Below are 25,735 nucleotides of genomic sequence, written 5' to 3'. Positions count from 1 at the left end.
GGATCCGATGGCGGACCGCGATCGTGACTACACCGATGAGCTGCTGCAAGAACTGTTGTTGACTTACGGGCCGTGCGGGCAGGAGGACGAGGTACGCGCGGTTATCGCCCGCGAACTGCAACCCGTCGTCGACGACATGTGGACTGATGACGCCGGCAACCTGATCGGCTACGTCGCCGCCAACCCGTCGGCCGGCGATGCCGGGGCACCCAACCACCGCCACCGCACGGAGTCCATCCCCGGCACCGCCACACGGGTCATGGCGCACATGGACGAGCTGTCCATGATCGTCAAGCGGGTGGAATCCGATGGCACACTGCATCTGACGCAGCTGGGCACCATGTACCCGGGCAACTTCGGACTGGGTCCGGTCGCCGTGCTGGGTGACAACGAAACCCTCACCGCCGTACTGACTCTCGGCTCCGAGCACACCACCCAGGAGAGCTCGCGAATCTGGGAGACCAAGCCCGACCAGGGCGACCGCGCGCTGGATTGGGATCACGTCTACGTGTTCACCGGCCGCAGCAGCGACGAGCTGACCGCCGCGGGGGTGCACGCCGGAACCCGGGTGTGCGTCGACCGCAGCAAGAGAGCCGTTGTCGAGATCGGAGACTTCGTCGGCGCCTACTTCCTCGACGACCGCGCCGCGGTGACCGCCCTGCTGCACGCCGCACGCCAACTGCGCGAGCGTGGGCAACGCCCCGCCGACGACGTGTACCTGGTGTTCACCACCAACGAGGAGGTCGGCGGGGTGGGAGGCACCTACGCCAGCGCCACCCTGCCCGGCGACCTCACCGTGGCGCTGGAGGTCGGCCCCACCGAACGCGAATACAGCACCAGCGTCACCGGCGGCCCGATCATCGGGTACAGCGACGCCCTGTGCGTCTACGACAAAGAAGTCGCCGACCGGCTGCTCAAAATCGCCACCGACCGCGAGCTGTCGCCGCAGGCGGCCGCGCTGGGTGCGTTCGAATCCGACGCGTCGCACTCCAAGGCGAACGGGCTGACCGCGCGCGCCGGCCTGCTGTGCCTGCCCACGCTGAGCACCCACGGCTATGAGGTGATCGCTCGCCGCGCGATCGACGACGTGGCCGCGATCGTCGTCGATTTCGTGCTGCAGCCGAGTCAGAAGAGCGCCTGAGGCTTGCCGAATGCTCCACGCGGCAACGACCCGCGCGTCTGCCTTCCGGCGGGCCGCCCGATCGCACCAGTGACCCGCGCATGCTTGCCCGAGCCGCGACCGTGCTCATAACCTGGCAACATCCGACCGTATCCGGGGGGTCGGCCCGGCGCGGCAGACGACGGCGAGCAGGCGGGCAGGTCATGGCATCACCGCGACGCGCAGAGCGGTGCCGCGCTGCCGCGGGCGGCGGTCCGTAGCGGTGGCCGGGCTCACCGGCGCGCGGGTGGACGAGCTGGCGACGATGGACATCTTCACGGGATGTCCCGCCGAAGACCTCGCGCCGTTGGCGGGCCGCCTGCAACCGCTGCAGGCTCCGGCCGGCCAGGTGCTGATGCGGCAGGGGGAGCAGGCGGTCTCATTTCTGCTGATCTCGTCGGGCACCGCCGAGATCAAACACGTCGGTGACGACGGCGTAATGATCGTCGAGCATGCCTCCCCGGGCATGATTGTCGGCGAGATCGCCCTGCTGCGTGACATTCCCCGGACCGCGACGGTGACCACCGCCGAACCGTTGACCGGCTGGATCGGTGACACCAGGGCGTTCGCCAGCATGGTGCACATCCCCGGCATCACGCCGCGGCTGCTGCGCACCGTGCGTCAGCGGCTCGCCGCGTTCATCACGCCGATCCCGATTCGCGTGCGCGACGGCACGCTCCTGTTGCTGCGGCCGGTGCTCCCCGGCGACAGCGAGCGCACCGTGCACGGACACGTTTACTTCTCCAGCGACACGCTCTATCGGCGGTTCATGACCCCGCGACTTCCGACTCCCGCTTTGATGCATTACCTATCGGAGGTCGACTACGTCGATCACTTCGTGTGGGTGGTCACCGACGGCAGCGACCCGGTGGCCGACGCGCGTTTCGTGCGCGACGAGAGTGACCCGACCGTCGCCGAGATCGCCTTCACCGTCGCCGATGCCTATCAGGGCCGTGGCATCGGCACCTTCTTGATGAGCGCGCTGTCCATCGCCGCCGAGGTCGACGGCGTCGAAAGGTTCTCCGCGCGAATGCTTTCCGACAACGGGCCGATGCGCGCGATCATGGACCGCCACGGAGCCGTCTGGCAGCGCGAAGACGTCGGCGTCATCACCACCGTGATCGACGTGCCGGCCCCCCGCCACCTGCGGCGTGAGGAGGCCGAGCAGATCAAGCGTGTCGCCCGGCAGGTCATCGCGGCGGTTGGCTGAGACCCGCGCTGGCGTGGGGGAGACGGTTTGGCGATGTCCTGTGCTATCAACTCCTCATGCGGCCGTTCTGGATCGGTCCGGCGCTAATCGGGGTGCTCACGTCGGCGATCGCGGCGTGCGGCCACTCACCGGCACGCGCTCCGGCGGCCGGTCCCACGAAATCCGTTCCGGCGAGCGTCGTTACCGTCAACCCCGCCAACATCAAACGGGTCGTTCGCGACCTGCCGCAGGGCTATGAGGTGAACACCGCAATCCCCAGTGCCGCCTCACCCCGGGTGATGTGGAGCCTGGGGGACGGCCTGCAGGCCAAGCCGGCCGTGTGCGGGACGCTGGCCGACCCGGGGAACGGGCGCGACCAGTCGGCGCAGGGCGTCTCGGGATCGGGCAGCGGCGGCATCGTCGACGCCGTGGTGGTGGCTTTGCCGTCACCGGTGGATCTGCCCCAGGACCTGATTACCGCGTGTGCGCAGTGGTCGGAGACCGCCGGGCGGACCGTGGCCCACGTGCACCTCACCGACGCCCCGCACGTCGATGGTGTGGACACCGTCGGAATGGTGGCCGACGTCAAGTCATCCGTCGAGTCGGGTACCGAAATAGATTCGCGCATTTACACATTCACCGCGTACCTGGGCAACTACTACGCATTTACCACGCTGACCACCGATCCGGGTTCGGCGCTGCCGATGCTGCCGCCGCAATTCGCCGCGGATCTGCTCGCCAAAACGGTGTCCACGTTGCGCAGTTGAGCTCTTCGCTTGGGTAGATTGGCGACGATGTCCAAGATCTTGCCCGCGGTCGTAGCTGTCTGCGTCCTGGCCGGCTGCTCATCGGCCATTCACCCGGCGAAGGTCGACATCAACAAGGTCGTCGACGTGAAGTCCAGCTTCGGACCCGAGTACAAGGTCAGCGACATCAGCGAACGGGGAATCGATCCCAAGCTGTTGGCCGGTCGCAAACTGCCGGACGGGTTGACGTTCGACCCCGCGAACTGCGCGAAAGTCGCGGCCGGGCCGGACATGCCGGCGGACCTGCAGGGCAACATGTCCGCGGTCACCGCCGAGGGTCGCGGCAATCGGTTCGTGGTGATCGCGCTCGAGACCTCAAAAGCGTTGCCGCTCAATGATCCTGGGAAGGACTGCGCCAAGGTGACCTTCACCGGACCGCAGCTGCGAGGCGGTGTCCAGGTAGTGGAGGTGCCGCAGATCGAGAGCACCCGCACGCTGGGCGTGCATCGAGTCATGCAGGCGCTGACTTCGGGTGGCCCGCGCACCGGCGAGTTGTATGACTATTCGGCCGCATTCGGCGACTACCAGGTGATCGTCATCGCCAACCCGCTGGTGGTCCCCGATCAGCCGGTCGCCCCGGTGGACACCCAGCGGGCGCGCGACCTACTCGTCAAAGCCGTGTCCGCGGTGCGCGCCTGACTGTTTACCGCACGCCGCGCGGGCGGAACTGGATGCTCACCCGGGGGCCGACCGATGCCGTCGTCTTGGGCACGGAGTGTTCCCAGGTGCGTTGGCACGATCCGCCCATCACCAGCAGATCGCCGTGCGCCTGCGGCAGCCGCAGGGACGGCCCGCCGCCGCGGCGGCGCATCGCGAAAGAGCGGGTGGCGCCCAGGCTGACGATCGCCACCATGGTGTCCTCGGAACTGCTGCGGCCGATGGTGTCGCCGTGCCAGGCCACGCTGTCCGAACCGTCGCGGTAGCAACACAACCCGACCGTCGTGAACGGCTCACCAAGCTCCCCGGCGTAGATGTCGTTGAGCCGGCGCCGCAGCCGGGCCAGTTCCGGATGCGGGGGCTCGTCGACGGCGAGGTCGTGAAAGCTCACCAGCCGCGGCACGTCGACGACGCGGTCGTACATCTGGCGGCGCTCCTCGCGCCACGGCACCGTCGACAGCAGGGCGTCCAGCAGGTCATCGGCATCGGTGAGCCAGCCGGCACGGATCTCGATGAACGCGCCGTCGCCGAGTTGTCTGCGCTCGGTGTGCTGGAACAGGGAGCCTTGGACCGCGATCTCCACGGAAGCGAGTTTATCGCACATCCGTTCGATGGCGGGTGGCGCGCGACGGGCGTGTGTGGCGGGACGGCAAGGCGGGGCGCCGCTACGGTTGAGCTGTGGGTGTTGTCGAGCTGGGCACCAATTCCGAGGTCGGCGCGTTGCGCGTGGTCATCCTGCACCGCCCCGGCGCCGAACTGCTCCGCCTGAATCCGCGCAACCTCGACCAGCTGCTGTTCGACGGCCTGCCCTGGGTCGCCCGCGCGCAAGACGAGCACGACCAGTTCGCCGATCTGTTGCGGTCCCGCGGCGTCGAGGTGCTGCTGTTGTCGGACCTGCTCACCGAGGCGCTGACGCACAGCGGAGCCGCCCGGATGCAGGGCGTCGCGGCCGCCGTCGACGCGCGACGACTCGGAGTGCCCTTGGCGCAAGAACTTTCGGCATACCTGCGGGGGCTCGAGCCGGCCCGGCTGGCTCAGGTGCTGATGGCCGGCATGACGTTCAACGAGTTGCCCTCCGACACCCGGACCGACGTCTCACTGGTGCTGCGCATGCATCACGGCGGCGACTTCGTCATCGATCCGCTGCCCAACCTGGTGTTCACCCGCGACTCGTCGATCTGGATCGGTCAACGGGTGGTCATCCCGACGCTGGCGCTGCGAGCCCGCACCCGCGAGGCGTCGCTGACCGATCTGATCTACGCCCATCACCCGCGATTCACCGGCGTGCGGCGCGCCTACGAGTCGCGCACCGCCCCGGTCGAGGGCGGTGACGTGTTGCTGCTGGCGCCCGGGGTGGTCGCGGTCGGGGTCGGGGAGCGGACCACTCCCGCCGGCGCTGAGGCGTTGGCGCGCAGCCTGTTTGACGACGACCTCGCGAACACGGTGCTCGCGGTGCCGATCGCGCAGCGGCGCGCCCAGATGCACCTGGACACGGTGTGCACCATGGTCGACACCGATACGGTGGTGATGTACGCGAACATCGTCGACTCGTTGTCCGCCTTCACGATTCAGCGCACGCCGGACGGGGTCGCCATCAGCGACGTGGCCCCCTTCTTGGAGGCAGCGGCCAAGGCGATGGAGATCGACCAGCTCCGCGTCATCGACACGGGCCTGGATCCCGTTGTCGCCGAACGCGAGCAGTGGGACGACGGCAATAACACGCTGGCGTTGGCGCCCGGCGTGGTAATCGCCTACGAACGCAATCTGCAGACCAACATTCGTCTGCAGGACGCCGGCATCGAGGTGCTCACCATCGCCGGCTCCGAACTGGGTACCGGCCGCGGCGGACCCCGGTGCATGTCCTGCCCCGTCGCCCGCGATCTGCTGCCCTAGACGCGTCGAGATTGCCGCCACGGTCGCGATTCGCGCGTGAACCGCAGCCGTCATGGCAATCTCGACGACGAACGGCGGGCCAACGCTTCGCGCGCACGTTGGACGATGAGGTTCGGGCGGTCCTCGTTGATCACCCTGATCACGTTCCAACCGAGCCGGCCGACCATCTCGGCTCGGCGGATGTCTTTGACGTACTGTCTTCGATCGGTGCGATGTTGCTCGCCGTCGTACTCGACCGCCACCATCGGCGCTTCCCACCCCATATCCAGGTAAGCCACGTGGCGTCCGTCGGTGACCCGAATCTGCGTGGCAGGCGCGGGGAGTCCCGCGTCTATGAGGACGAGTCGCAGCCAGCTTTCTTTGGGTGATTGCGCGCCGCCGTCCATGAGTGCCAAGGGCGTTCGGCACCGGCGCACTCCTCTCGCTCCCTTGTGGGTGATGATCAATGGAGTCACTTCGGCCGCGGTGACACCCGTCGCGGCGGACAACGCGTCGAGATGAGCGACTGCTGATCCCCGCGGTAGGTGCCGGCCCAGATCGAACGCCGTACGCGCCAGGCTGGTGACAGGTAGCCCGCCCAGGTCAACGATCTCGTCGGCGCCGATTCGTTCACGGCGAACGATGATTCCGGGCGGAGGATGGTTGAACGGGCCGATGATCTCTATCGGTGTGGATTCGTCGACCCACTTGGCCCCATGGAGCGCCGCCGCCGCGCGGCCCGCGACGATTCCCCGGCGGCCTGACCATAACCACGCCCCGACGATGTTGTCCCGCAAGGATCTCGAGGCGCCTTTCGGCAGGTAGACGTCTGGATGAATCCGCCGGTAGTTCCAATCCAATCGGCCCCGGGTCAGCCCGCCGCGCGCTACCGCCTCGGTCCCGAGGAAGGCCCCCGCCACGCGCTCATCATGATGGTTGGCGCCGCTGTCGCGTCCACATTGCCGCCATGGCTGTGGACAAGGCGCGAAGCGCAGCCCTCACGGCAATCTCGGCGGCGAAAACTAGCGCCAGCTGGGCAACCAGATCTCCATATTCCAGGTCTGCTGCGAAATCGGCAGACCGGTGAGCACCGGGAACAGCCACGCGAAGTTGGTGACCACCAGGGCCACGTAACAGCACACGGCGATCAGCCCAAGCGTGCGTCGCTCGGAATTCGGCTGCAGTCGCAGCCGCCGGGGCGGGGCGCCGGGGGCGTAGAGAATGTCGCCGCAAATGAGCGCGATCGCCATCACCAAGAACGGCGCCATGGTCGCGGCGTAGAAGAAGTACATCTGCCGGTCGATGTCGGCGAACCAGGGCAGCCAGCCCGCGCAGTAACCGACCAGCACCGCGGCGTAACGCCAGTCGCGGCGTACCAGCATGCGCCACAACGCGAAAACCAACACCGGCACGGCCAGCCACCACATCGCCGGGGTGCCCACCAGCATCTCGGCCTTGACGCACGATTGCGCGCCGCACCCGGCGACGTTCTGCTCGTCGATGGCGTAGAGCACCGGCCGCAACGACATCGGCCAACTCCACGGTTTCGATTCCCACGGGTGGTAGTTGCCCGCGGAATTCGTTAAGCCCGCGTGGAATTGGAACGCCTTGGCCGTGTAATGCCACAGCGATCGGATGGCGTCGGGCATCGGAACAATCGCATGGTCGCCGATCGTCTGGCCCACCTCGTGCCGGTCGATCGCGGTCTCGGAGGCGAACCACGGCGCATAGCTGGCCAGGTACACCAGCACCGGCATGACGCCCAACGCGTATGCGGTCGGAACCAGGTCGCGGCGCAAGGTCCCCAGCCACGGCCGGGTCACCTGGTACTGACGCCGCGCGGCCACGTCGAAGGCCAGCGACATGGCACCGAAGAACAACACGAAGTACAGGCCGGACCACTTTGTGCCGCATGCCAAGCCGAGGAGGATCCCGGCGCCGAAGCGCCACCACCGCACACCCAGCCGCGGACCCCACACCGTCTCGGCGTTGCGGCCCTCGGCCAGCGCGATGTGCATCCGCTGCCGAACCTGGTCGCGGTCGACGATCAGCGCGCCGAACGCAGCGACCACGAAGAACGTGAGGATGCCGTCGAGCAGGGCGGTCCGCGAGGCGACGAAGCTGACGCCGTCGCAGATCAGAAGCACGCCGGCGATCGCACCGATCAGCGTCGAGCGGCTGATCCGCCGGACGATCCGCATCACCAGCGCCACCATCACGACGCCGAGCAGTGCGCCGGTGAACCGCCAGCCGACCCCGCTGTAGCCGAAGATCGCCTCGCCGAGGGCGATCAGCTGCTTGCCGACCGGCGGGTGGACGACCAGGCCGAAGCCCGGGTTGTCTTCCACGCCGTGGTTGTGCAGCACCTGCCAGGCCTGCGGCGCGTAGTGCTTTTCGTCGAAGACCGGGGTGCCGCCATCGGTGGGCGAGCCCAAGTTCAGGAACCGGGTCACCGCCGCCACCAGCGTGATCACCCCGGTCACCACCCACCCGCGGATCTGATCGGTCGGCCCGAAATCGGCCACCGGCACCAGCGGTCCGGGGCTGACGACGGGCACGGCGCGCTCCGCGTCGGCACCCTCGGTGTGCAAGGGGGATTCGCGGGGCGGGGCAGTCATCGGTGTCGATCGTAGGCTGTCGGTCATGACCACCGGCCGCCTGTTGCTGGGCGCGACCCCCCTGGGCCAGCCGTCGGATGCCTCACCCCGCTTGCTGGACGCCCTGGCCCGAGCCGATGTGGTGGCCGCCGAGGACACCCGCCGGGTGCGCACGCTGGCCAAGTCCCTCGACGTGCGAATCGCCGGTCGGGTGATCAGCATGTTCGATCAGGTCGAGAGCACCCGGGCACAGTCCGTGATCGAGGCGATCCGCGCGGGCGCGACGGTGCTGGTGGTCAGCGACGCCGGGATGCCGCTGATCAGCGATCCCGGCTACCGGCTGGTGACGGCCTGCGTCGAGGCCGGCCTGCCGGTGGGATGCCTGCCCGGGCCGTCGGCGGTGACGACCGCGCTGGCCCTGTCCGGTCTGCCGGCCGAGAAGTTCTGCTTCGAGGGATTCGCGCCACGCAAGAAGGCGGCGCGGCGGACCTGGCTGGATTCGCTGGCCGACGAGCGGCGCACCTGTGTGTTCTTCGAATCGCCGCGCCGGTTGTCCGCCTGTCTGCGCGACGCGGTCGAGCGGTTCGGCGGCGAACGCCGGGCGGCGATCTGCCGGGAGCTGACCAAGGTGCACGAGGAGGTGGTCCGGGGATCGCTCGACGAACTGTCGGCGTGGGCGGCCGACGGTGTGCTGGGTGAGATCACCGTGGTGCTGGCCGGGGCCACCCCGAGCGCCGACCTGGCGTCGCTGGTCGCCGAGGTCGAGGAGTTGGTGGCCGACGGCGCTCGCGTCAAGGACGCCTGCGGCCAGGTGGCGGCCGCCCATCCGGGGGCGCGTTCGCGCCAGCTTTACGACGCCGTGCTGCGGTCACGACGCGACTAGCGGCGGTCGCAAGCGCGGCGAAGCCGGGCGTAGCGGGCCGCCGCCATCAGGACTAGCCGCTCGGTCAGCCGGCGGCGATGGACGGCAGCCCGACGATGGGGGACGCCTTGTGCAGGCATTCGGCCCACTCGGCGTCCGGGTCGGAGTCGGCGGTGATCCCGCCGCCGACACCGAGCACCGCGCCGCCCGCGGCGTCGAATTCGACGGTGCGGATCGCGACGTTCAATTCGCAACCGGCCACCGGCGAGGCCAAACCGATTGTGCCGCAGTATATTCCACGACGATTCGGCTCCCACTGCGAAAGCAGTTGACGGGCACGGTGTTTAGGCGTCCCGGTGACCGAGGCTGGCGGGAACGTGGCGTCCAGCAGCGCCGACGTCGGCAGTTCGGTGGGGACCTGCGCGGACACGGTCGACACCAGGTGCCACACCCCCGGGGCGCGCCGCACCACCAACAACTCTGGCACGGTCACCGTTCCGACGATCGCGACCCGGCCGAGGTCGTTGCGCACCAGGTCGACGATCATGATGTTCTCCGCGACCTCTTTCGCCGACGCCCGCAGCGCCGACGGCCAGGCGTCCAGCGGCAAGGTGCCCTTGATCGGGCTGGACGTGACGATCGTGCCGCGCCGCCGCAGGAAAAGCTCTGGCGACAGCGCCGCCACCGCACCCCAGGCGCCGGTGACGTAGGCCGCCCGTGCCGGGGAGGTGCGCGCGACGCCGTCGATGAAGAAGTCCAGCGGGTTGCCGGTGACCGTTCCGGTGAACTGCGTGCACACGCACGCCTGGTAGACCTCGCCGGCGCGGATGGCTTCCAGGCAGGCCAGCACCCCGTCGCGATGCGCCGCCCGATCGGCGATGCCCCAGTCGATGTGGCACTCGCGCGGCGGAGCCGTCGGCGTGGTCAGCGCGGTGGCGAGCCAGTCCGGCATCGGTGCACCCGAGAGGCTCTCGTACCACCACTGCCCGTCGCGGTCGCGGCGAAGCACGCTGTCGGTCCAGCCGCCGGCGGCCTCGGGAATCCGGTTTGGCCGGGCGTCGGCGCCGGGGTCGGGATACGACAGGTAACCGATCCAGCCCCCGCCCACCGCGTGCGGCTCGGACGTCCGCGATGCCGGGACCGCGAACACGTCGCCGACTTGGACCGGGCGCACCGACAGGCTTGGCGCGATCACCGCCAGGGCGCCGAACCACTCGCCGGTCAGCGCGGCCGGCGGCGGGAGACCCAGCCGGGTGGTGGCGTCACCGACGGCGCGCAGCACCTGGGGTGCGGCGCCGAGATCGCCGAGCCGGTCGATGCGCACCGACCCAGTGTGCCGCTCAGCCGCGGCTGATGTCGCGGGCGGTGGCCAGGGCGGCCAGCTTCTGCGGGTTGCGCATCACGTAGAAGTTGGTGATCTTGTCCTCGGCGATCTCGAGAGTGATCACGCCCTCGAGCTGTTCGCCGAGGTAGAGCAGCACCGCCGGGGCGCTGTTGCAGGTCACCATCTCCACCCGCATCGCGCCCATCGTCGCGGCCCGGCGCATCAGGCCGGCGATCGCGCGGGCGACCTTCTGCGCGCCGACCACCGGCCGGCGGGCGGCGCTCACCACGCCACCGCTGTCGGCCGTCCAGGTCGCGTCGGGGGCGAGCATCGTCATCAGCGCGTCCACGTCACCGCCGGCCGCCGTCGCCAGGAACTGCGCGGTGATCTCGGCGTTGCGTTCCGGGTCGACCGAGTCGAATCGCTTCCGCCGGGCCCGCACGTGTTCGCGGGCCCGGTGCGCGACCTGCCGGACGGTGGGCGCCGGCCTGCCCACCGCCTCGGCGATCTCGGCATAGTCGAAACCGAACACCTCGCGCAGCACGAACACGGCCCGCTCGTCGGGACTCAGCGTCTCCAGCAACACCAGCATCGCCATCGAAATCGATTCCGCCAGAACGACGTCGGCCGAGGGGTCCTGCTCGTCGAGCAGCAGCGGTTCGGGCAGCCACGGCCCCACGTAGTCCTCGCGCCGGCGAGCACCGGCCCGCAGCGAGTTCAGCGCCTGGCGGGTGACCAGCTGGGCCAGGTACGACTTGGTGTCGCGCACCGTCGCCAAGTCGACCGCCGCCCACCGCAAATAGCTGTCCTGCAAGACGTCGTCGGCCTCGGTCGCCGAGCCCAGCATCTCGTAGGCGATGGTGAACAGCAGTGGCCGCAGCAAGGTGAACCGTTCGGCGTGCTCGCTGCCGGTCGGTGCTTGCGTCATCGCGCGGCGACCTCCTCGTCGGCCGGTGACTGCGCGGGCCGCTTGCCACCCTTGATCCAGAAGTACGAACCGGGCTTGGCGGCCTCGCGCCGGATCGACCACAGCGTGCCCTTGCAGATCGCCTCCTTGAGCGAAGCCGCCGCCCGGCCGCCGAGGAACATGTTCACCGGGGTGTCGTCGGTGCGGGAGAACTGCACGGTCGCGTGGGTGCGGCCCAGGCTGATGCATTGCCCGACGAACGCCTGGCTCAGGGCCGCGGGGACGTCGCCGGCGATGCGGCTGAGCACCGTGTTGGCGGCCTGGACACCCAACGGGCCGGCGGCCTGGCAGCTCATCCGCAACGGCTGACCCGACGGCGCGGCCGCGTCACCGGCGGCCACGATGCGCTCGTCGTCGATGCTGGTGAGCGTCTCGTCGGTGAGCAGCCGGCCCATCGGGTCGGTGTGCAGCCCGCTGCGCGTGGCCAGATCCGGCACGGCGAATCCGGCAGTCCAGATGGTCGCCGCGCTGGGCAGCACCACGCCGTCGGTGAGCACCACCTCATCCCAGCGCACCTCGGCCACCGCCACGGACTCCAGCACGTTGACACCCAGGCCGCGCAGTTGTTTGGCCACCGAACGCCGGCCCCGCTTGCTCAATGACGGACCGAGCACCGGGCCGCAGACCAAGGTCACCGGACGGCCACCCTCGGCCAGCTCGGACGCGGTCTCGATCCCGGTCAATCCGCCACCCACCACGGTGATGGGTGCCGGCAGCGGCAGATCGGTGAGCGCGTAGTGCAGCCGCTGCGCGCTTTCCAGATCAGCGACCGAATGTGCGAATTCGGCGAAGCCCGGCACCGCCGATGCGGTGACGCCGGTGCTTCCCACGGCGTAGACCAGATAGTCGTAGCTCAGCTCGGCACCCGAGGAAAGCAGCACCCGCCGGCCGGCGGTCTCGATCCGATCGACGCTGTCGACGATCAACCGGATCCCTTCGCCGAGCAACGTCGCGTAATCGGCCGTCGCCGCGCCGGTGTCGGCGACCAACTGGTGCAAGCGGATTCGCTCGACGAAGACCGGTCGCGGATTCACCACCGTGATGTCGATGTCCGGGCGCTGGCGCAGATGGTTGGCCGCCAGTGTTCCGGCGTATCCGGCGCCGACAACGACGACATGGGTTCTTTCGGGGGCCACCTCGGTCATGGCTGTCTCCTTTTTCGTGAGGACCTGTGCCCTTTGAGACACCGCAGAACCGCCGAGCGTGACAGGCACGTCCGCAATTGTGACCCGTCTCACTGCGCGCTGCTTGCCCGTGCACCCCGCTGAGCTGCAGCGAAGCTATGCCGAAACGCGCATGATACGCTGCGCTACGCCAATTTGTGGCCTGCCCCAGGCCGGATTCACGCACCACTGGAACGCGCGAAAATATGGGGCCACCTACCGCGCATCGGTGTGTATTGGGAGAAGCAACCTTGACGACGACGATCGTTTTGACTGGGCCCGGCGGCGCGCCGGTGCAGTCGCACAACCCCCGCGACCCGTGGTCGCCGGGCGCGATCTGACGCCACCATGGTGTGCTCATGGAGGAAGCGCGCGCTGGCCGCTGTCCTGTGCGCGGCCGCGGCGCTCAGCGGTTGCGGTGACAAAAGCGACCCTGGACCGCTATCTGCGATGGTCAGCCCGGCCATCCCGCCCACCGCGCAAGAGATACCCAACCCGCTGCGTGGCCAGTATGAGGAAATGCTGAATCCGCTCTTCCCGCAGGGTAATTCGGCGCAACAGCGATACTCCGCCTGGCCGGCGTCGTACGACGCCAGCCTGCGTGTCTCGTGGCGGCAGCTGCAGCCCGTCGATCCCCGCACCTTGCCCCCCGACGCGCCCGACGACCGCAAGTTCGACTTCAGCGCCATAGATGACGCGCTGACCAAGCTCGGCAGTCGCAACATGCGCCTCACCCTGGGCGTGTACGTCTACAAGTCCTGCTGCAACGATTCCTACGCCGGCAACACCAACATCGCGATCCCGGACTGGCTGCGTCCGTCGGCGGCCAGCTATCCCGCGGCGCCGGCCGGTTCCGCACCGGGCGTCACCCAGGTGGTGCCGAACTTCAACGACCCCGACTACCTCAACGGCGTGGGCCAGCTGCTGGCCGCGCTCGGCCGCCGCTATGACGGCGACGAGCGGCTATCCGTGTTCGAGTTCTCCGGATACGGGGACTTCGGCCAGAACCAGCTCGCCTATCTGCGGGATTCGCTGGGCACCGCGGGGCCCACCCCCGACGAAAGCACCGCAAAGCTGGGCTATTACAGCCAGTTTCGCGACCAGAGCATCACCAAAGCTTCGATCGCCCAGCTGGTAGCGGCCAACGTCAACGCCTTCCCGCACACCCAACTGGTGGTTGCTCCGCAGAATCCGGAGATCGTCCGCCAGCTGTTCGCCGAGGACGTCACCAAGAAACTGGCCGCACCGGTCGGCGTCCGCGCCGACTGCCTCGGGGTGCAGACGCCGTTGCCGGACTGGGCCGAGTCGAACGACTCGCAGTACGTTCGGTCCAACGACGCGGTCGTCAACGCGATCAGGCAGCGGCTGATGAGGGCGCTGGTGATCAGCCAGTGGTGCCGTTTGCCCAAAGGAGCCGATGCGCGGTCGTACTACGAAAAGGGGCTGCACGACGTCATCCGGTACCACGTATCGATGACCTCCAGCACCGATTTCCCGGACCGCGATGCGGCGTCGGCGATGGACCCCAAGCTGTTTCAGTTATGGAGCCAGGCCAATACCTCCGCCGGCTACCGGTATTCGGTCGAGGCGAAGCCGGGCTCGCAGTCGATCCAGGGCAAGGTGGCGACGATCTCGGTCGACTGGACCAACTACGGCGCGGCGGCGGCCACCGAGACCTGGGTGCCCGGCTACAAGCTGGTCGACTTCTCGGGCGCGGTGGTTCGCAGCCTGCCCGCGACGGTCAATCTCAAGACCCTGGTCCACGACGAATCCAGCCCGTCACGCGAGGAGCCGGTTGCGGAGTCCGCCACCGAGTCGGTACGCGTCGACGTGACGGGCCTGGCGCCCGGTCACTACACGCTGCGCGCCTCCGTTGAATGGCAACAGCACATACCGGGCGCCTCACACGTCGTGAACTACGCACCGATGGCCCTGGCGCGGGACGGGCGCGACGGTGCCGGGCTGTACCCGATTGCCACACTTGACATCCCGAGTGACTCCGTTAGCGGGCAAAACTAACGATCCACGGCGTGTGACACGTTCTGATGGTTCGACGACCGCCTATGCTGGAGATCTGCGGTATTGACGCAGGTGTCAACCGTCGGTTATGTGGCTGCTAACCTCGGGAGGCAGCTCGATGTCTTAAGCGACACGGACGCGTGTTCGCTCCACTTTCGGAAGAAAACGAGGTAGTTGTGCCCTGCGTGAGCAAGGCGTTTGTCGAGGTTGCGGCCGCCGATGCGAGCCCCCGGCGGCTATCTCGCCGGGAAATGCGCGTCAAACCCCGCTCCGCGGGGAACCCGAGCTAGCGAGTGCGATGACGACTCATTCGACTGAAGGACGAGCGGATGCGACCCGGCAACAGATCCTGCGGGCCGCATCCCGTGAGTTCGCCCGCCGTCCGTACCACGCCGTAGGTCTCGACGACATTCTGAGTGAGGCCGAACTCACCAAAGGCGCGATGTATTTCCATTTCAGGTCGAAGCACGCGTTGGCAGTCGCGATCATCGACAGCCTGACCGAGGCGGGCACCGACGACGTGCACGAGCTGATGACGCGCGGGCGCTCGGGCCTCGAGACCCTGATCGACTTCTCGTATCTGATCGCCGTCAAGGACATCAAGACCGACGAGGTCAGGTCGGGGCTGAATCTGATGGAGTCGGTCGGCCTGGCGGATGGGCTGCAGGAGAAGTTGCAAGATCAATGGATCAGCGCCCTGGCCGGTGTCGCCGAGCAGGCCAAGAGCGAGGGCGACATCGACCAATCGTGCGACCCGGAGGACATCGGCCGCTTGATGGTTTCGCTGCACATCGGGCTGCGAAAAACCAGCAATCTGGACGAACCCGCGCGGTTCCTGCTGGACCTGGAAAAGTGTTGGTTGCTGCTGCTGACCGGGATTCTGCAAGCGGGCCGCACCGAGTACTTCCGCCAATTTCTCCGGAGGCGAGCCGCGCTGGCCATCGACACCAGTTCAGCGGATGCCGACGAGCAGCAGTGACGGCGGACTGCCACCATGGCACGCCAAGTTCGGGCTGAAGCCACTCGCCGAAAAATTCTCGATGCCGCGATCGAAGTTTTCGGTGACGTGGGGTACGCCGCCGCTGGATGGAACACCATCATCGAGCGGACGGGAATGACGAAGGGCGCCCTCTATCATCATTTCGATTCGAAGGAAGCGTTGGCGGCGAACATCATTGAGGAAGGGTCCTACACACTTCTCAGGGCTTTCCGCAACGTCGGTGGGTCGTCGTCGCCCGGGCTGGAGAACCTGTTGCACGGCACATTCACAGTCGTTGAGCTGTTGAGCTCGGACAGAATGGCCCGCGCGGCTGCACAATTGGCCATCGCTTTGGGCGGGTTCAACCCGACCGCCTCGAGCTTCTACGCCAACTTGATTCGGGAGGCGGCACACGAGGCGCGGCGCGCTATCAAAGAGGGGGACCTCCGCAGTGAGATCGACCCCGACGTGTTCAGCGCCTCGATCATCGGCGCCATATTCGGAACGCAATTGGTAGCCAACGCGATATGGAGCCACGACAAAGTCGGCAAGGTCATCGGTGATCCCACCGCACGCTTGCATCAAATATGGAATTTGCTGCTCCCAGGTGTTGTCTCAAAAGCGTCGCTGCCCTACTTCGAGCAATTCCTCTACCGCGAAGAAACACGCCGCGCCGCGGCCAGGGCTTCCCGTGAAGAGGCCGCAACGGAATCGGAAATCAACTAGATCCCGCGCGTTGTTGCCTCGACCCGCGGCGGAGGCTAGTGGCCTCTTCCCAGAGCTGTTCGGTCAGATCCTGAAACGCCGCAATCGCGAACTGGTCGTCCACTTGCGTGGTTGCGGAGTTGCTCATCATCGCGCGCACGACCGAGCCGTCTTTGTGCGCCATTTCGACGACCGTATTCGCTAGCGCATGAACCGTCGCCAACACCGAATCCGATTCCTGCGCGTGGAGGAAGACCTCTTCGAATCGCAGCGACAAGGCCTCGTCTCGCCGATAGCCCATCATGTCGGCAAAGGCGGTGTTGGCGAACAGGACACTGCCGTCATGTCCGATCGCCAGCACGGGAACCGCGATTTGCTCCAGCGCGACCAAAGCCGGCAGGCGCTGCAATGCGGCCATCGGCGATTCGCTCGGTGGCCGGTGGTTTCGTCGGTCCACCGGCCGATTATGGCCTATCCGTGAAGGCTGTGCTCGGCGCTTTCACCGATGCGGACGACCCATTGCTCCCGGCTGCTCACCCAGCTTCGGAAACCGGCTGGTAGCGGGGGAACACGCCCGTGGGAGCGGGCAGCGCCGTGCCGGGCGTCAGGCGCGTGCCGACGGCGGCGAACGCTCGCTGGTCGCGCTCCTGCCCGAGCAGATCGAGCAGCTTGCCGGCCGACTCCGGCATGACCGGCTGGGCCAGCAGCGCGGCGATGCGGACCGCCTCACAGGTGACGTACAAGACCGTGCGGAACCGTCGCTGGTCGGCCGCGGATTCGCTCTTGCGCAGGACCCACGGTTGCTGCGCTGAGAAATACTTGTTGGCCTCGCCGAGCATCAGCCAGATCGCCTCCAGGGCCAGATGCATCGCCTGGGAGTCGAAGTGGGCCCGCACCCGGTCCATCAAACCGTCGGCCGCCGCGAGCAACTCGGAGTCGGCGGCAACCAGCTCACCGGGCTCGGGGACGACCCCGTCGAGGTTCTTGGCGATCATCGACAATGACCGCTGGGCCAGGTTGCCCAACTCGTTGGCCAGGTCGGAATTGATCCGGGTGACTACGGCGTCTTCGCTGAAGCTGCCGTCCTGCCCGAAGGGAACTTCCCGCAACAGGAAATACCGCACCTGATCCACGCCGAACGTGTCCACCAGGTTGATCGGGTCGACGACGTTGCCCACCGACTTGCTCATCTTCTCGCCCTTGTTGAGCAGGAAGCCGTGCGCGAAAACCCTACGCGGAAGCTCGATTCCGGCCGACATCAAAAACGCCGGCCAGTACACGGTGTGGAATCGGATGATGTCCTTGCCGATCATGTGTAGGTCGGCCGGCCAGTAGCGCCGGAACCGCTCGGATTCGGTGTCGGGGTAGCCGACCCCGGTCAGGTAGTTGGTCAGCGCGTCGACCCAGACGTACATGACGTGGTCGGGATGCTCGGGTACCTGCACGCCCCAATCGAACGAGGTGCGCGAGATGGACAGGTCGCGCAGGCCGCCCGAGACGAAGCTGACCACCTCGTTGCGCCGCACGTCGGGTCCGATGAACTCGGGGTGCGCCTCGTAGTGGGCCAGCAGTTTGTCGGTGTACGCCGAGAGCCGAAAGAAGTAGGTCTGCTCCTCGGTCCACGTCACCGGGGCGCCGGTCTCCACGGCAAGCCGGGTGCCGTCGTCGCGGAGTTTGGTCTCCGATTCGACGAAGAACCGCTCGTCGCGCACCGAGTACCACCCCGAGTAGGTGTCCAGGTAGATGTCACCGGCCGCCGCCATCCGACGCCAGATCTCCTTGGACGCCTCGTGGTGGTCCGGATCGGTGGTGCGGATGAAGCGGTCGAAGGAGATGTTCAACCGCTCCTGCAGCCGCTGGAACACATCGGAGTTGCGCCGGGCCAGCTCGGCCGTCGGGATGCCCTCGGCCGCCGCCGTTTCGACCATCTTGAGGCCGTGTTCGTCGGTGCCGGTCAGAAACCGCACATCGAACCCGTCGAGCCGCTTGAACCGGGCGATCGCGTCGGTCGCGATGTACTCGTACGCATGCCCGATGTGTGGATCGCCGTTCGGATAGGTGATCGCGGTGGTGACGTAATAGGGCCTCATCGCCCTCAACCTTATTTGGGGGCACCTTATTGTGTGCGCGTGAGCTCCAAACGCCAGCCGCCCCCGGCCCCCGAGCCGTTGAGCCCACTCGTCGACGCGCACACCCACCTGGATGCGTGCGGCGCCGCCGACGCCGAGGGCGTGCGGGCGATCGTGGACCGCGCGGCGGCGGTAGGGGTGCGGGCGGTCGTCACCATCGCCGACGACCTCGATTCGGCGCGCTGGGTCACGCGCGCCGCCGAGTGGGACCCGCGGGTCTACGCTGCGGTGGCCTTGCACCCGACCCGCGCCGACGCGCTCGACGACGCCGCCCGAGCCGACATCGAGCGACTGGTGGCCCATCCCAGGGTGGTGGCGGTCGGCGAAACCGGCCTGGACTTGTATTGGCCCGGCCGTCTGGACGGCTGCGCCGAGCCGGCCGTGCAGCGCGAGGCGTTCGCCTGGCACATCGACCTGGCGAAGCGATGTGGCAAGCCGCTGATGATCCACAACCGCGACGCCGACGCCGAGGTCCTCGACGTGCTGGCGGCCGAGGGCGCCCCGGACGCCGTGATCTTTCACTGCTTTTCGTCTGACGTCGCCATGGCCCGCCGCTGCGTGGACGCCGGGTGGCTGCTGAGCCTCTCCGGTACCGCGAGCTTCCGCAACGCGCACGCCCTGCGCGAAGCCATCCCGTTGATCCCGCCGGGGCAGCTGCTGGTGGAGACCGACGCGCCATTCCTGACGCCGCACCCCTATCGGGGGACTGCGAACGAGCCCTATTGCCTTCCTTATACTGTTCGGGCGATCGCCGAACTGGTCGGTTGTCGCCCGGAAGAGCTGGCCGAGATGACAACTCGCAATGCTGCGCGGGTGTACGGATTGGTCACAGTGTGAGGTAAACGACCAGGCGATTTGGTTTAAAGTCGCCGCGTTGGAGTTGCCCAACCTTGACCGGTTCGTTACCGTCTTGTGATCGAACGGTAGGGCCTACGGGCCCTTAATTTGTGACTTGCTGCTGAATGAGTTGGTCGTTGAGGGTTGGGTAGCGCGCGTTGAGTGTATTGACAAAACTGCATCAGAATCCTTCGCCGATGTTGCGGCTCGTGGTCGGAGGGCTGCTGGTAGTCCTGGCATTCGCGGGCGGATACGCGGTCTCGGTGTGCAAGACGGTGACGCTGACCGTCGACGGGGTCGCCATGCAGGTGACCACCATGAAGTCGCGGGTGATCGACGTCGTTGAAGAGAACGGCTTTGCCATCGACGAACGCGACGACTTGTATCCCGCCGGTGATGTCGCGGTCCACGACGCCGGCAAGATCGTGTTGCGGCGCAGCCGCCCACTGCAGATCTCGTTGGACGGCCGCGACACCAAGCAGGTGTGGACCACCGCATCCACAGTCGACGAGGCGCTGGCTCAGCTTTCGATGACCGACACCGCGCCGGCCGCGGCCAACCGCGGCAGCCGCGTTCCGCTGGCCGGAATGGCGCTGCCCGTGGTCAGCGCCAAGACCGTCCGCATCAACGACGCCGGCGCTATCCGCAATGTGCACCTGGCGGCGCCCAACGTCGCCGGCCTGTTGAGCGCCGCGGGCGCACCGCTGCTGGACAGCGACCAGGTGACGCCCCCCGCGAGCATGCCGATCGTCGACGGGATGGAAGTCCAGGTCACCCGTAACCGGATCCAGCAGGTCACCGAGCGAATCCCGCTGCCGCCCACCGCCCGTCGCATCGAAGATCCGGGCATGAACATGAGCCGCCAGGTCGTCGAGGATCCGGGCAGCCCGGGCACCCAAGACGTCACCTTCTCGGTGGCCACCGTCAACGGCGTCGAGACGGGCCGGCTGCCGATCGCCAACACGGTGATCACGCCCGCCCGCGACTCGGTGGTGCGCATCGGCACCAAGCCCGGCACCGAGGTGCCTCCGGTCAGCGACGGTTCCGTCTGGGATGCGATCGCGAGCTGCGAGGCGGGCGGAAACTGGGCGATCAACACTGGAAACGGGTATTACGGCGGTGTGCAGTTCGACCAGGGCACCTGGGAGCGCAACGGCGGTTTGCGGTTCGCCTCTCGCGCCGACCTCGCCACCCGTGAAGAGCAGATCACCGTTGCCGAGGTGACCCGTGAGCGCCAGGGTTGGGGCGCGTGGCCAGTGTGCAGCGGAAGAGCTGGTGCACGCTGACCGTTCGGCTGCTCGGGCGTTCCGAGATCAGGCGGCTGGCGAAAGAACTTGAATTTCGGCCACGGAAATCCCTCGGCCAAAACTTCGTTCACGACGCGAATACGGTGCGCCGGATCGTTTCGACCTCCGGGGTGGGCCGGTCTGACCACGTCCTGGAAGTCGGGCCCGGGCTGGGGTCGCTGACCCTGGCATTGCTCGACCGCGGCTCCTCCGTCACCGCCGTCGAAATCGATCCGGTACTGGCCGAACGGCTGCCACAAACCGTCACCGAGCACTCCAACAGCGAAAGCCAGCGCCTGACGGTGGTCAATCGCGATGTCTTGACCCTGCGCCGCGACGAGCTCGCCGTCCCGCCGACCGCGGTGGTCGCGAATCTGCCCTACAACGTCGCCGTTCCGGCGCTGTTGCACCTGCTCGCCGAGTTTGAGTCCATTCGCACCGTGACCGTCATGGTGCAGGCCGAGGTCGCCGAGCGGCTGGCCGCCGAGCCGGGTGGCAAGGAATACGGCGTGCCCAGCGTCAAGGTGCGCTTCTTCGGTGGGGTTCGTCGCTGCGGCATGGTGTCGCCGACCGTCTTCTGGCCGATTCCCCGCGTCTACTCCGGCCTGGTTCGCATCGACCGGTACGCGACCTCGCCGTGGCCCACCGACGAAGCCTTCCGCCGCCAGGTGTTCGAACTGGTCGACATCGCGTTCGGGCAGCGGCGCAAGACGTGCCGTAATGCGTTCGTGGGCTGGGCCGGCTCGGGCAACGAGTCGGCGGATCGGCTGCTGGCCGCCAGCATCGACCCCGCCCGCCGCGGTGAGACCCTTTCCATCGACGACTTCGTCCGGTTGCGGCAGCGGTCCGCCGATCGGCCCCCTGGCACAGCAGCGACCGCCGAGCAGGGAGCGTCCGCGGGCTGACGGCGGCCGCCGGGGCGCCGTTGCGTGTGATCTGCCGGTTGCAGCGATAGTCTGCTGCGGTGTCAGCGTCTGATGGCAACACCGCCGCGCAGTGGGTTCCCACCGGCTCGGTCACGGTTCGGGTGCCCGGAAAAGTCAACCTCTACCTGGCGGTCGGTGACCGCCGCGAGGACGGCTATCACGAGCTGAACACGATCTTTCAGGCCGTCTCGCTGCTCGACGAGGTGACGGTCCGCAACGCCGATGTGCTCTCGTTAGAGATCGTCGGCGAGGGCGCCGAGACGCTGCCCACCGACGAACGCAACCTCGCCTGGCAGGCCGCCGAGCTGATGGCCGAACACGTCGGCCGGGCGCCGGATGTGTCGATCATGATCGACAAGACCATTCCGGTGGCCGGCGGTATGGCCGGTGGCAGCGCCGACGCTGCGGCAGTGCTGGTCGCGATGAACTCGCTGTGGGAGCTCAACGTGCCCCGCCGCGATCTGCGCATGCTGGCCGCCCGCTTGGGCAGTGACGTGCCGTTCGCGCTGCACGGCGGAACCGCGCTGGGCACCGGCCGCGGTGAGGAGTTAGCGACCGTGTTGTCCCGCAACACCTTCCACTGGGTGCTGGCGTTCGCCGATAGTGAGCTGCTGACGCCGGCCGTGTTCGCCGAGCTGGACCGGCTGCGCGAGGCGGGAAATCCGCCCCGGTTGCCCGCTCCCGGGCCGGTGCTGGCCGCCCTGGCCGCCGGCGACGCCGAGCAGTTGGCGCCGCTGCTGGGCAATGAGATGCAGGCGGCCGCGGTGAGCCTGCACCCCGCCCTGCGGCGGACGTTGCGCGCCGGTGCCCAGGCCGGGGCGCTGGCGGGCATCGTGTCCGGTTCGGGCCCGACGTGCGCCTTCCTGTGCTCGTCGGCGGCCGCCGCGGTCGACATCGGGACCGAGGTGTCCGGCGCGGGTGTCTGCCGCACGGTGCGGGTCGCCAGTGGGCCGGTGGTGGGCGCGCGCGTGGTGCCTACACCCACCGAAGTGTGAATTTCTTCCCAACGTGTGCGTTGGTTTGGCGCCTCCCTAAGAGGAGTTTAAGATGAGGCGCGGTGACCGGAAGCGCTGCCGGATCGCGGCGGATGCGGACGCATCATCGATCCGAGACCTAACCGCCGCTCAACTGTGTTGGCGTGCTTGCGGCGAAGCGCTACCCAGCGGGCGGACCATGAAATCCGGGGCGTTGGTACGAGGGCTGCAACCGAGGAGGATTTGTGAGCAGGTTTACCGAGAAGATGTACCGCAATGCCCGGTCCGCGACGACGGGCATGGTCACCGGTGAACCCCACGAACCGGTCCGTCACACCTGGGGAGAGGTCCACGAACGCGCGCGCCGTATCGCGGGTGGCCTGGCCGCCGCGGGCATCGGGCCCGGCGACGCGGTCGGCGTGCTCGCCGGTTATCCGGTGGAGATCGCGCCGACGGCGCAGGGCCTGTGGATGCGCGGCGCGAGCCTCACCATGCTGCACCAGCCAACGCCACGCACGGACCTAGCGGTGTGGGCCGAGGACACCATGAACGTCATCGGCATGATCGAGGCGAAGGCCGTCGTCGTCTCGGAGCCCTTCCTGGTGGCCATCCCGGTCCTCGAGGAGAAGGGCATTCACGTCGTCACCGTTGCCGATCTGCTCGCGGCGGAACCGGTCGACCCCGTCGAGGTCGGCGAGGACGCGCTCGCGCTGATGCAGCTGACGTCGGGATCGACCGGATCGCCCAAAGCGGTACAGATCACCCACCGCAACATCTACTCCAACGCCGAGGCGATGTTCATCGGCGCCCAGTACGACGTCGACAAGGACGTCATGGTCAGCTGGCTGCCCTGCTTCCACGACATGGGCATGGTCGGATTCCTCACCATCCCGATGTACTTCGGTGCCGAGCTGGTCAAGGTCACCCCGATGGACTTCCTGCGGGACACGCTGCTGTGGGCCAAGCTCATCGACAAGTACAAGGGCACCATGACCGCGGCGCCCAACTTCGCCTACGCGCTGCTGGCCAAGCGGCTGCGCCGGCAGGCCAAGCCCGGCGACTTCGACCTGTCGACCCTGCGGTTCGCGCTGTCCGGCGCCGAGCCCGTCGAGCCCGCCGACGTCGAGGACCTGCTCGACGCGGGCAAGCCCTTCGGCCTGCGGCCGTCGGCGATCCTGCCGGCCTACGGCATGGCCGAGACCACGCTGGCCGTGTCCTTCTCGGAGTGCAACGCCGGTCTGGTGGTCGACGAGGTCGACGCCGACCTGCTGGCCGCCCTGCGCCGGGCCGTGCCCGCCACCAAGGGCAACACCCGCCGGCTGGCCACGCTCGGCCCGCTGCTGAAGGACCTCGAGGCGCGCATCATCGACGAGAACGGCGAGGTGATGCCGGCGCGCGGGGTCGGAGTCATCGAGCTGCGCGGCGAGTCGCTGACGCCCGGCTACCTCACCATGGGCGGGTTCATCTCGGCCCAGGACGAGCACGGCTGGTACGACACCGGTGACCTCGGCTACCTGACCGAGGAAGGCCACGTGGTGGTGTGCGGCCGCGTCAAGGACGTCATCATCATGGCGGGCCGCAACATCTATCCCACCGACATCGAGCGCGCCGCTTGCCGCGTCGAGGGTGTGCGGCCGGGCTGCGCGGTCGCCGTGCGCCTGGACGCCGGCCATTCCCGCGAGACGTTCGCGGTGGCCGTGGAGTCCAACGCCTACCAGGACCAGGCCGAGGTGCGCCGCATCGAGCACCGGGTCGCCCGCGAGGTGGTGGCCGAGGTCGACGTCCGGCCGCGCAACGTGGTGGTGCTCGGCCCGGGCACCATCCCGAAGACGCCGTCGGGCAAGTTGCGCCGATCCACGTCGCTCGACCTGGTCACCTAGTCCGGCTACGCGGCGGCTACCAGGCGTGGACGCGGTTCTGCGCGGGCTCTAGCCCCAGTTCGATCAGCAACTCGGTGGCATCCGCGGCCTGCTCGCAAATGGTGGGGACCTCGGGGCGCTCAGCGGCGCCGAAGTTCTCCAGCACGAACACCGCCGGATCCTTGCGTCCGGGCGGACGGCCGATCCCGATGCGAACCCGCTGAAAGTCCTTGCTGCCCAGAGCGTTCCCGACCGAACGCAGACCGTTGTGGCCACCTTCGCCGCCGCCGATCTTGAGCCGGATACGGCCGAAGTCCAAGTCGAGATCGTCGTGTATGACGATGATGTCGCCCGGTGTCACCGAATAGAACTTCGCCAGAGGGCCGACCTGACGGCCGGATTCGTTCATGTAGCAGCGCGGCTTGGCCACGATCACCGAGTGCCCGGCGAGGCGGCCGCTGACGATCTCGGCGCCGGAACGCTTGTGCGCCTTGAACTTCGAACCCATCCGCGCCGCGAGCAGGTCGGCGACCATGAAGCCGACGTTGTGTCGCGTCCGGGCGTAGTTGTCTCCGGGATTGCCCAGGCCGACGACCAGCAACGGCTCGGCCACGTTGTGATCCGCCTACTCGGACTCGGCTTCGGCGGCCTCTTCTTCGCCGGTCTCGCCCGCTTCCTCGCCTTCGGCCGCAGCGGCTTCCTCGGTGACCTCGCCGGCGCCCTCTTCGGCGAGCTCCTCCTCCGTCGGCGCGGTGACGACGTTGACCACCAGCGTCTCCGGGTCGGAGATCAGGTTGACACCGTTGGGCAGGGCGATCTGTCCGGCGGAGAACTGGGTGCCGGGCTCGGCGCCCTCAACCGACACCGTCAACTGCTCGGGAATCGACAGGGCGTCGGCCTCGATCTCGATGGCGCTGGCGTCCTGCGTCACCAGGGTGCCGGGCACGGCGTCGCCCTCGATGACGACGCGGACCTCGACGACGACCTTCTCGCCGCGACGCACGACCAGCAGGTCGGCGTGCTGAATGGTGCGGCGAATGGGGTGGATGTCGAGCGACTTGGTGAGCGCCAGCTGCTCCTTGCCCTCGATGTCGAGGGTCAGCACCGCGTTGGTGCCGGCGTGCCGGAGCACCGCCGCGAAGTCATGGCCGGGCAATTCCAGGTGCTGCGGGGCGGAGCCGTGGCCGTAGAGGACGGCCGGGATCTTGCCGTCGCGGCGGGCCCGCCGCGACGCACCCTTGCCCGTCTCGCCGCGGACCGCGACCTTGAGCTGGTTGAGTGCTTGCTTGGCCATCTTGTCGCTCCTGTGTGCTCGCCTGTGTTCGGGGCACGGCCGGGGTCGCGACGATTCGTCGGTCTCCGTCGATAACGGTGCTGGCCAGCCAGCCACCCTCGCCGTGACGCCCGGCCAGGTTAGCGCATCCG

Annotated in this window: 24 protein-coding genes; 14 read left to right on the top strand and 10 right to left on the bottom strand. The window is 67.9% G+C overall.

What is annotated here, in order from left to right:
• Window positions 1-7: 7 nt before the first annotated feature.
• From AC5Y7E_RS23160 to AC5Y7E_RS23145, 4 genes are all read left to right on the top strand, one after another.
• Window positions 8-1,141, top strand: a complete 1,134-nt coding sequence (locus tag AC5Y7E_RS23160; protein ID WP_499950872.1) for a M42 family metallopeptidase — start codon at window positions 8-10, stop codon at window positions 1,139-1,141.
• Window positions 1,142-1,424: 283 nt separating this feature from the next.
• Window positions 1,425-2,369: an acetyltransferase Pat gene (pat, locus tag AC5Y7E_RS23155; protein ID WP_499950895.1), complete on the top strand. Its 945-nt coding sequence runs from the start codon at window positions 1,425-1,427 to the stop codon at window positions 2,367-2,369.
• Between the two features lie 56 nt (window positions 2,370-2,425).
• The gene (locus tag AC5Y7E_RS23150) at window positions 2,426-3,115 is read left to right on the top strand and encodes a DUF5642 family protein (protein ID WP_499950871.1); all 690 of its coding nucleotides are present in this window, start codon (window positions 2,426-2,428) and stop codon (window positions 3,113-3,115) included.
• Window positions 3,116-3,142: 27 nt separating this feature from the next.
• Window positions 3,143-3,793: a DUF5642 family protein gene (locus AC5Y7E_RS23145; protein ID WP_499950870.1), complete on the top strand. Its 651-nt coding sequence runs from the start codon at window positions 3,143-3,145 to the stop codon at window positions 3,791-3,793.
• A gap of 4 nt (window positions 3,794-3,797) precedes the next feature.
• Here AC5Y7E_RS23145 and AC5Y7E_RS23140 read toward each other — a convergent pair whose 3' ends face one another.
• Window positions 3,798-4,394 carry an alpha-ketoglutarate-dependent dioxygenase AlkB gene (locus AC5Y7E_RS23140; RefSeq protein ID WP_499950869.1) on the bottom strand — a complete coding sequence of 199 codons (597 nt, stop codon included), beginning with the start codon at window positions 4,392-4,394 and terminating at the stop codon, window positions 3,798-3,800.
• 95 nt (window positions 4,395-4,489) lie between these two features.
• Here AC5Y7E_RS23140 and arcA point away from each other — a divergent pair, with 95 nt between their 5' ends.
• A complete protein-coding gene (gene arcA / locus AC5Y7E_RS23135; RefSeq protein WP_499918439.1) occupies window positions 4,490-5,704 on the top strand; it encodes an arginine deiminase in 1,215 nt (404 codons plus the stop codon).
• A gap of 50 nt (window positions 5,705-5,754) precedes the next feature.
• Here the strand turns inward: arcA and AC5Y7E_RS23130 are convergent, their stop codons facing one another.
• The gene (locus AC5Y7E_RS23130; RefSeq protein ID WP_499950868.1) at window positions 5,755-6,603 is read right to left on the bottom strand and encodes a DUF559 domain-containing protein; all 849 of its coding nucleotides are present in this window, start codon (window positions 6,601-6,603) and stop codon (window positions 5,755-5,757) included.
• Between the two features lie 102 nt (window positions 6,604-6,705).
• Window positions 6,706-8,301 carry a dolichyl-phosphate-mannose--protein mannosyltransferase gene (locus AC5Y7E_RS23125; RefSeq protein ID WP_499950867.1) on the bottom strand — a complete coding sequence of 532 codons (1,596 nt, stop codon included), beginning with the start codon at window positions 8,299-8,301 and terminating at the stop codon, window positions 6,706-6,708.
• A 25-nt stretch (window positions 8,302-8,326) separates the two neighbouring features.
• Between AC5Y7E_RS23125 and rsmI the strand changes: the two genes are divergently transcribed.
• Entirely contained in the window at window positions 8,327-9,163 is an 837-nt protein-coding gene (gene rsmI / locus AC5Y7E_RS23120; RefSeq protein WP_499950866.1) for a 16S rRNA (cytidine(1402)-2'-O)-methyltransferase, read from the top strand.
• Between the two features lie 64 nt (window positions 9,164-9,227).
• On the opposite strand, the gene AC5Y7E_RS23115 is transcribed toward rsmI, so the two are convergent.
• Genes AC5Y7E_RS23115 through AC5Y7E_RS23105 form a run of 3 tightly spaced genes read right to left on the bottom strand, consistent with a single transcriptional unit; the run spans window position 9,228 to window position 12,578 of the window.
• Window positions 9,228-10,466 (bottom strand): aminodeoxychorismate synthase component I, encoded by a 1,239-nt coding sequence (locus AC5Y7E_RS23115; protein WP_499950865.1) that lies wholly within the window; start codon window positions 10,464-10,466, stop codon window positions 9,228-9,230.
• Window positions 10,467-10,482: 16 nt separating this feature from the next.
• Entirely contained in the window at window positions 10,483-11,394 is a 912-nt protein-coding gene (locus tag AC5Y7E_RS23110; RefSeq protein WP_499950864.1) for an RNA polymerase sigma-70 factor, read from the bottom strand.
• Window positions 11,391-12,578 carry an NAD(P)/FAD-dependent oxidoreductase gene (locus AC5Y7E_RS23105; protein ID WP_499950863.1) on the bottom strand — a complete coding sequence of 396 codons (1,188 nt, stop codon included), beginning with the start codon at window positions 12,576-12,578 and terminating at the stop codon, window positions 11,391-11,393. Before AC5Y7E_RS23105 ends, AC5Y7E_RS23110 begins: the two co-directional genes overlap by 4 nt.
• A gap of 366 nt (window positions 12,579-12,944) precedes the next feature.
• Here AC5Y7E_RS23105 and AC5Y7E_RS23100 point away from each other — a divergent pair, with 366 nt between their 5' ends.
• The 3 genes from AC5Y7E_RS23100 (at window position 12,945) to AC5Y7E_RS23090 (ending at window position 16,320) form a co-directional block, all read left to right on the top strand.
• Entirely contained in the window at window positions 12,945-14,615 is a 1,671-nt protein-coding gene (locus AC5Y7E_RS23100; protein WP_499950862.1) for a hypothetical protein, read from the top strand.
• A 298-nt stretch (window positions 14,616-14,913) separates the two neighbouring features.
• Window positions 14,914-15,594 carry a TetR family transcriptional regulator gene (locus AC5Y7E_RS23095; RefSeq protein ID WP_499950861.1) on the top strand — a complete coding sequence of 227 codons (681 nt, stop codon included), beginning with the start codon at window positions 14,914-14,916 and terminating at the stop codon, window positions 15,592-15,594.
• Window positions 15,595-15,609: 15 nt separating this feature from the next.
• The gene (locus tag AC5Y7E_RS23090) at window positions 15,610-16,320 is read left to right on the top strand and encodes a TetR family transcriptional regulator (protein WP_499950860.1); all 711 of its coding nucleotides are present in this window, start codon (window positions 15,610-15,612) and stop codon (window positions 16,318-16,320) included.
• On the opposite strand, the gene AC5Y7E_RS23085 is transcribed toward AC5Y7E_RS23090, so the two are convergent.
• Both AC5Y7E_RS23085 and metG read right to left on the bottom strand, forming a co-directional pair.
• A complete protein-coding gene (locus AC5Y7E_RS23085) occupies window positions 16,313-16,717 on the bottom strand; it encodes a PAS domain S-box protein (RefSeq protein ID WP_499918429.1) in 405 nt (134 codons plus the stop codon). The two genes, AC5Y7E_RS23090 and AC5Y7E_RS23085, sit on opposite strands and share 8 nt — an antisense overlap.
• Before the next feature lie 115 nt (window positions 16,718-16,832).
• On the bottom strand, window positions 16,833-18,389 hold the full coding sequence (gene metG / locus AC5Y7E_RS23080) for a methionine--tRNA ligase (protein WP_499950859.1): 1,557 nt from the start codon (window positions 18,387-18,389) through the stop codon (window positions 16,833-16,835).
• 33 nt (window positions 18,390-18,422) lie between these two features.
• On the opposite strand from metG, the gene AC5Y7E_RS23075 reads away from it, so the two are divergent.
• The 5 genes from AC5Y7E_RS23075 to AC5Y7E_RS23055 all read left to right on the top strand — a co-directional run bounded on the left by AC5Y7E_RS23075 (window position 18,423) and on the right by AC5Y7E_RS23055 (window position 24,331).
• On the top strand, window positions 18,423-19,265 hold the full coding sequence (locus AC5Y7E_RS23075) for a TatD family hydrolase (RefSeq protein WP_499950858.1): 843 nt from the start codon (window positions 18,423-18,425) through the stop codon (window positions 19,263-19,265).
• Between the two features lie 158 nt (window positions 19,266-19,423).
• The gene (locus tag AC5Y7E_RS23070; protein ID WP_499918426.1) at window positions 19,424-20,551 is read left to right on the top strand and encodes a resuscitation-promoting factor; all 1,128 of its coding nucleotides are present in this window, start codon (window positions 19,424-19,426) and stop codon (window positions 20,549-20,551) included.
• The gene (gene rsmA, locus AC5Y7E_RS23065) at window positions 20,515-21,456 is read left to right on the top strand and encodes a 16S rRNA (adenine(1518)-N(6)/adenine(1519)-N(6))-dimethyltransferase RsmA (RefSeq protein ID WP_499950857.1); all 942 of its coding nucleotides are present in this window, start codon (window positions 20,515-20,517) and stop codon (window positions 21,454-21,456) included. Before AC5Y7E_RS23070 ends, rsmA begins: the two co-directional genes overlap by 37 nt.
• Window positions 21,457-21,515: 59 nt before the next feature.
• A complete protein-coding gene (locus tag AC5Y7E_RS23060; RefSeq protein WP_499950856.1) occupies window positions 21,516-22,472 on the top strand; it encodes a 4-(cytidine 5'-diphospho)-2-C-methyl-D-erythritol kinase in 957 nt (318 codons plus the stop codon).
• Between the two features lie 224 nt (window positions 22,473-22,696).
• Window positions 22,697-24,331 carry a fatty acyl-AMP ligase gene (locus tag AC5Y7E_RS23055; RefSeq protein WP_499918423.1) on the top strand — a complete coding sequence of 545 codons (1,635 nt, stop codon included), beginning with the start codon at window positions 22,697-22,699 and terminating at the stop codon, window positions 24,329-24,331.
• A gap of 16 nt (window positions 24,332-24,347) precedes the next feature.
• Here the strand turns inward: AC5Y7E_RS23055 and pth are convergent, their stop codons facing one another.
• Both pth and AC5Y7E_RS23045 read right to left on the bottom strand, forming a co-directional pair.
• Window positions 24,348-24,923, bottom strand: coding sequence for an aminoacyl-tRNA hydrolase (pth, locus tag AC5Y7E_RS23050; RefSeq protein ID WP_499918422.1), 576 nt, complete (start codon window positions 24,921-24,923; stop codon window positions 24,348-24,350).
• Between the two features lie 12 nt (window positions 24,924-24,935).
• Entirely contained in the window at window positions 24,936-25,604 is a 669-nt protein-coding gene (locus tag AC5Y7E_RS23045) for a 50S ribosomal protein L25/general stress protein Ctc (protein WP_499950855.1), read from the bottom strand.
• Window positions 25,605-25,735: the final 131 nt, after the last annotated feature.

This window comes from Mycobacterium sp. NGS17 (assembly GCF_059813205.1).
The sequence above is the reverse complement of the archived record's forward strand: the minus strand, read 5'-3'. Positions and strand labels throughout refer to the sequence as shown.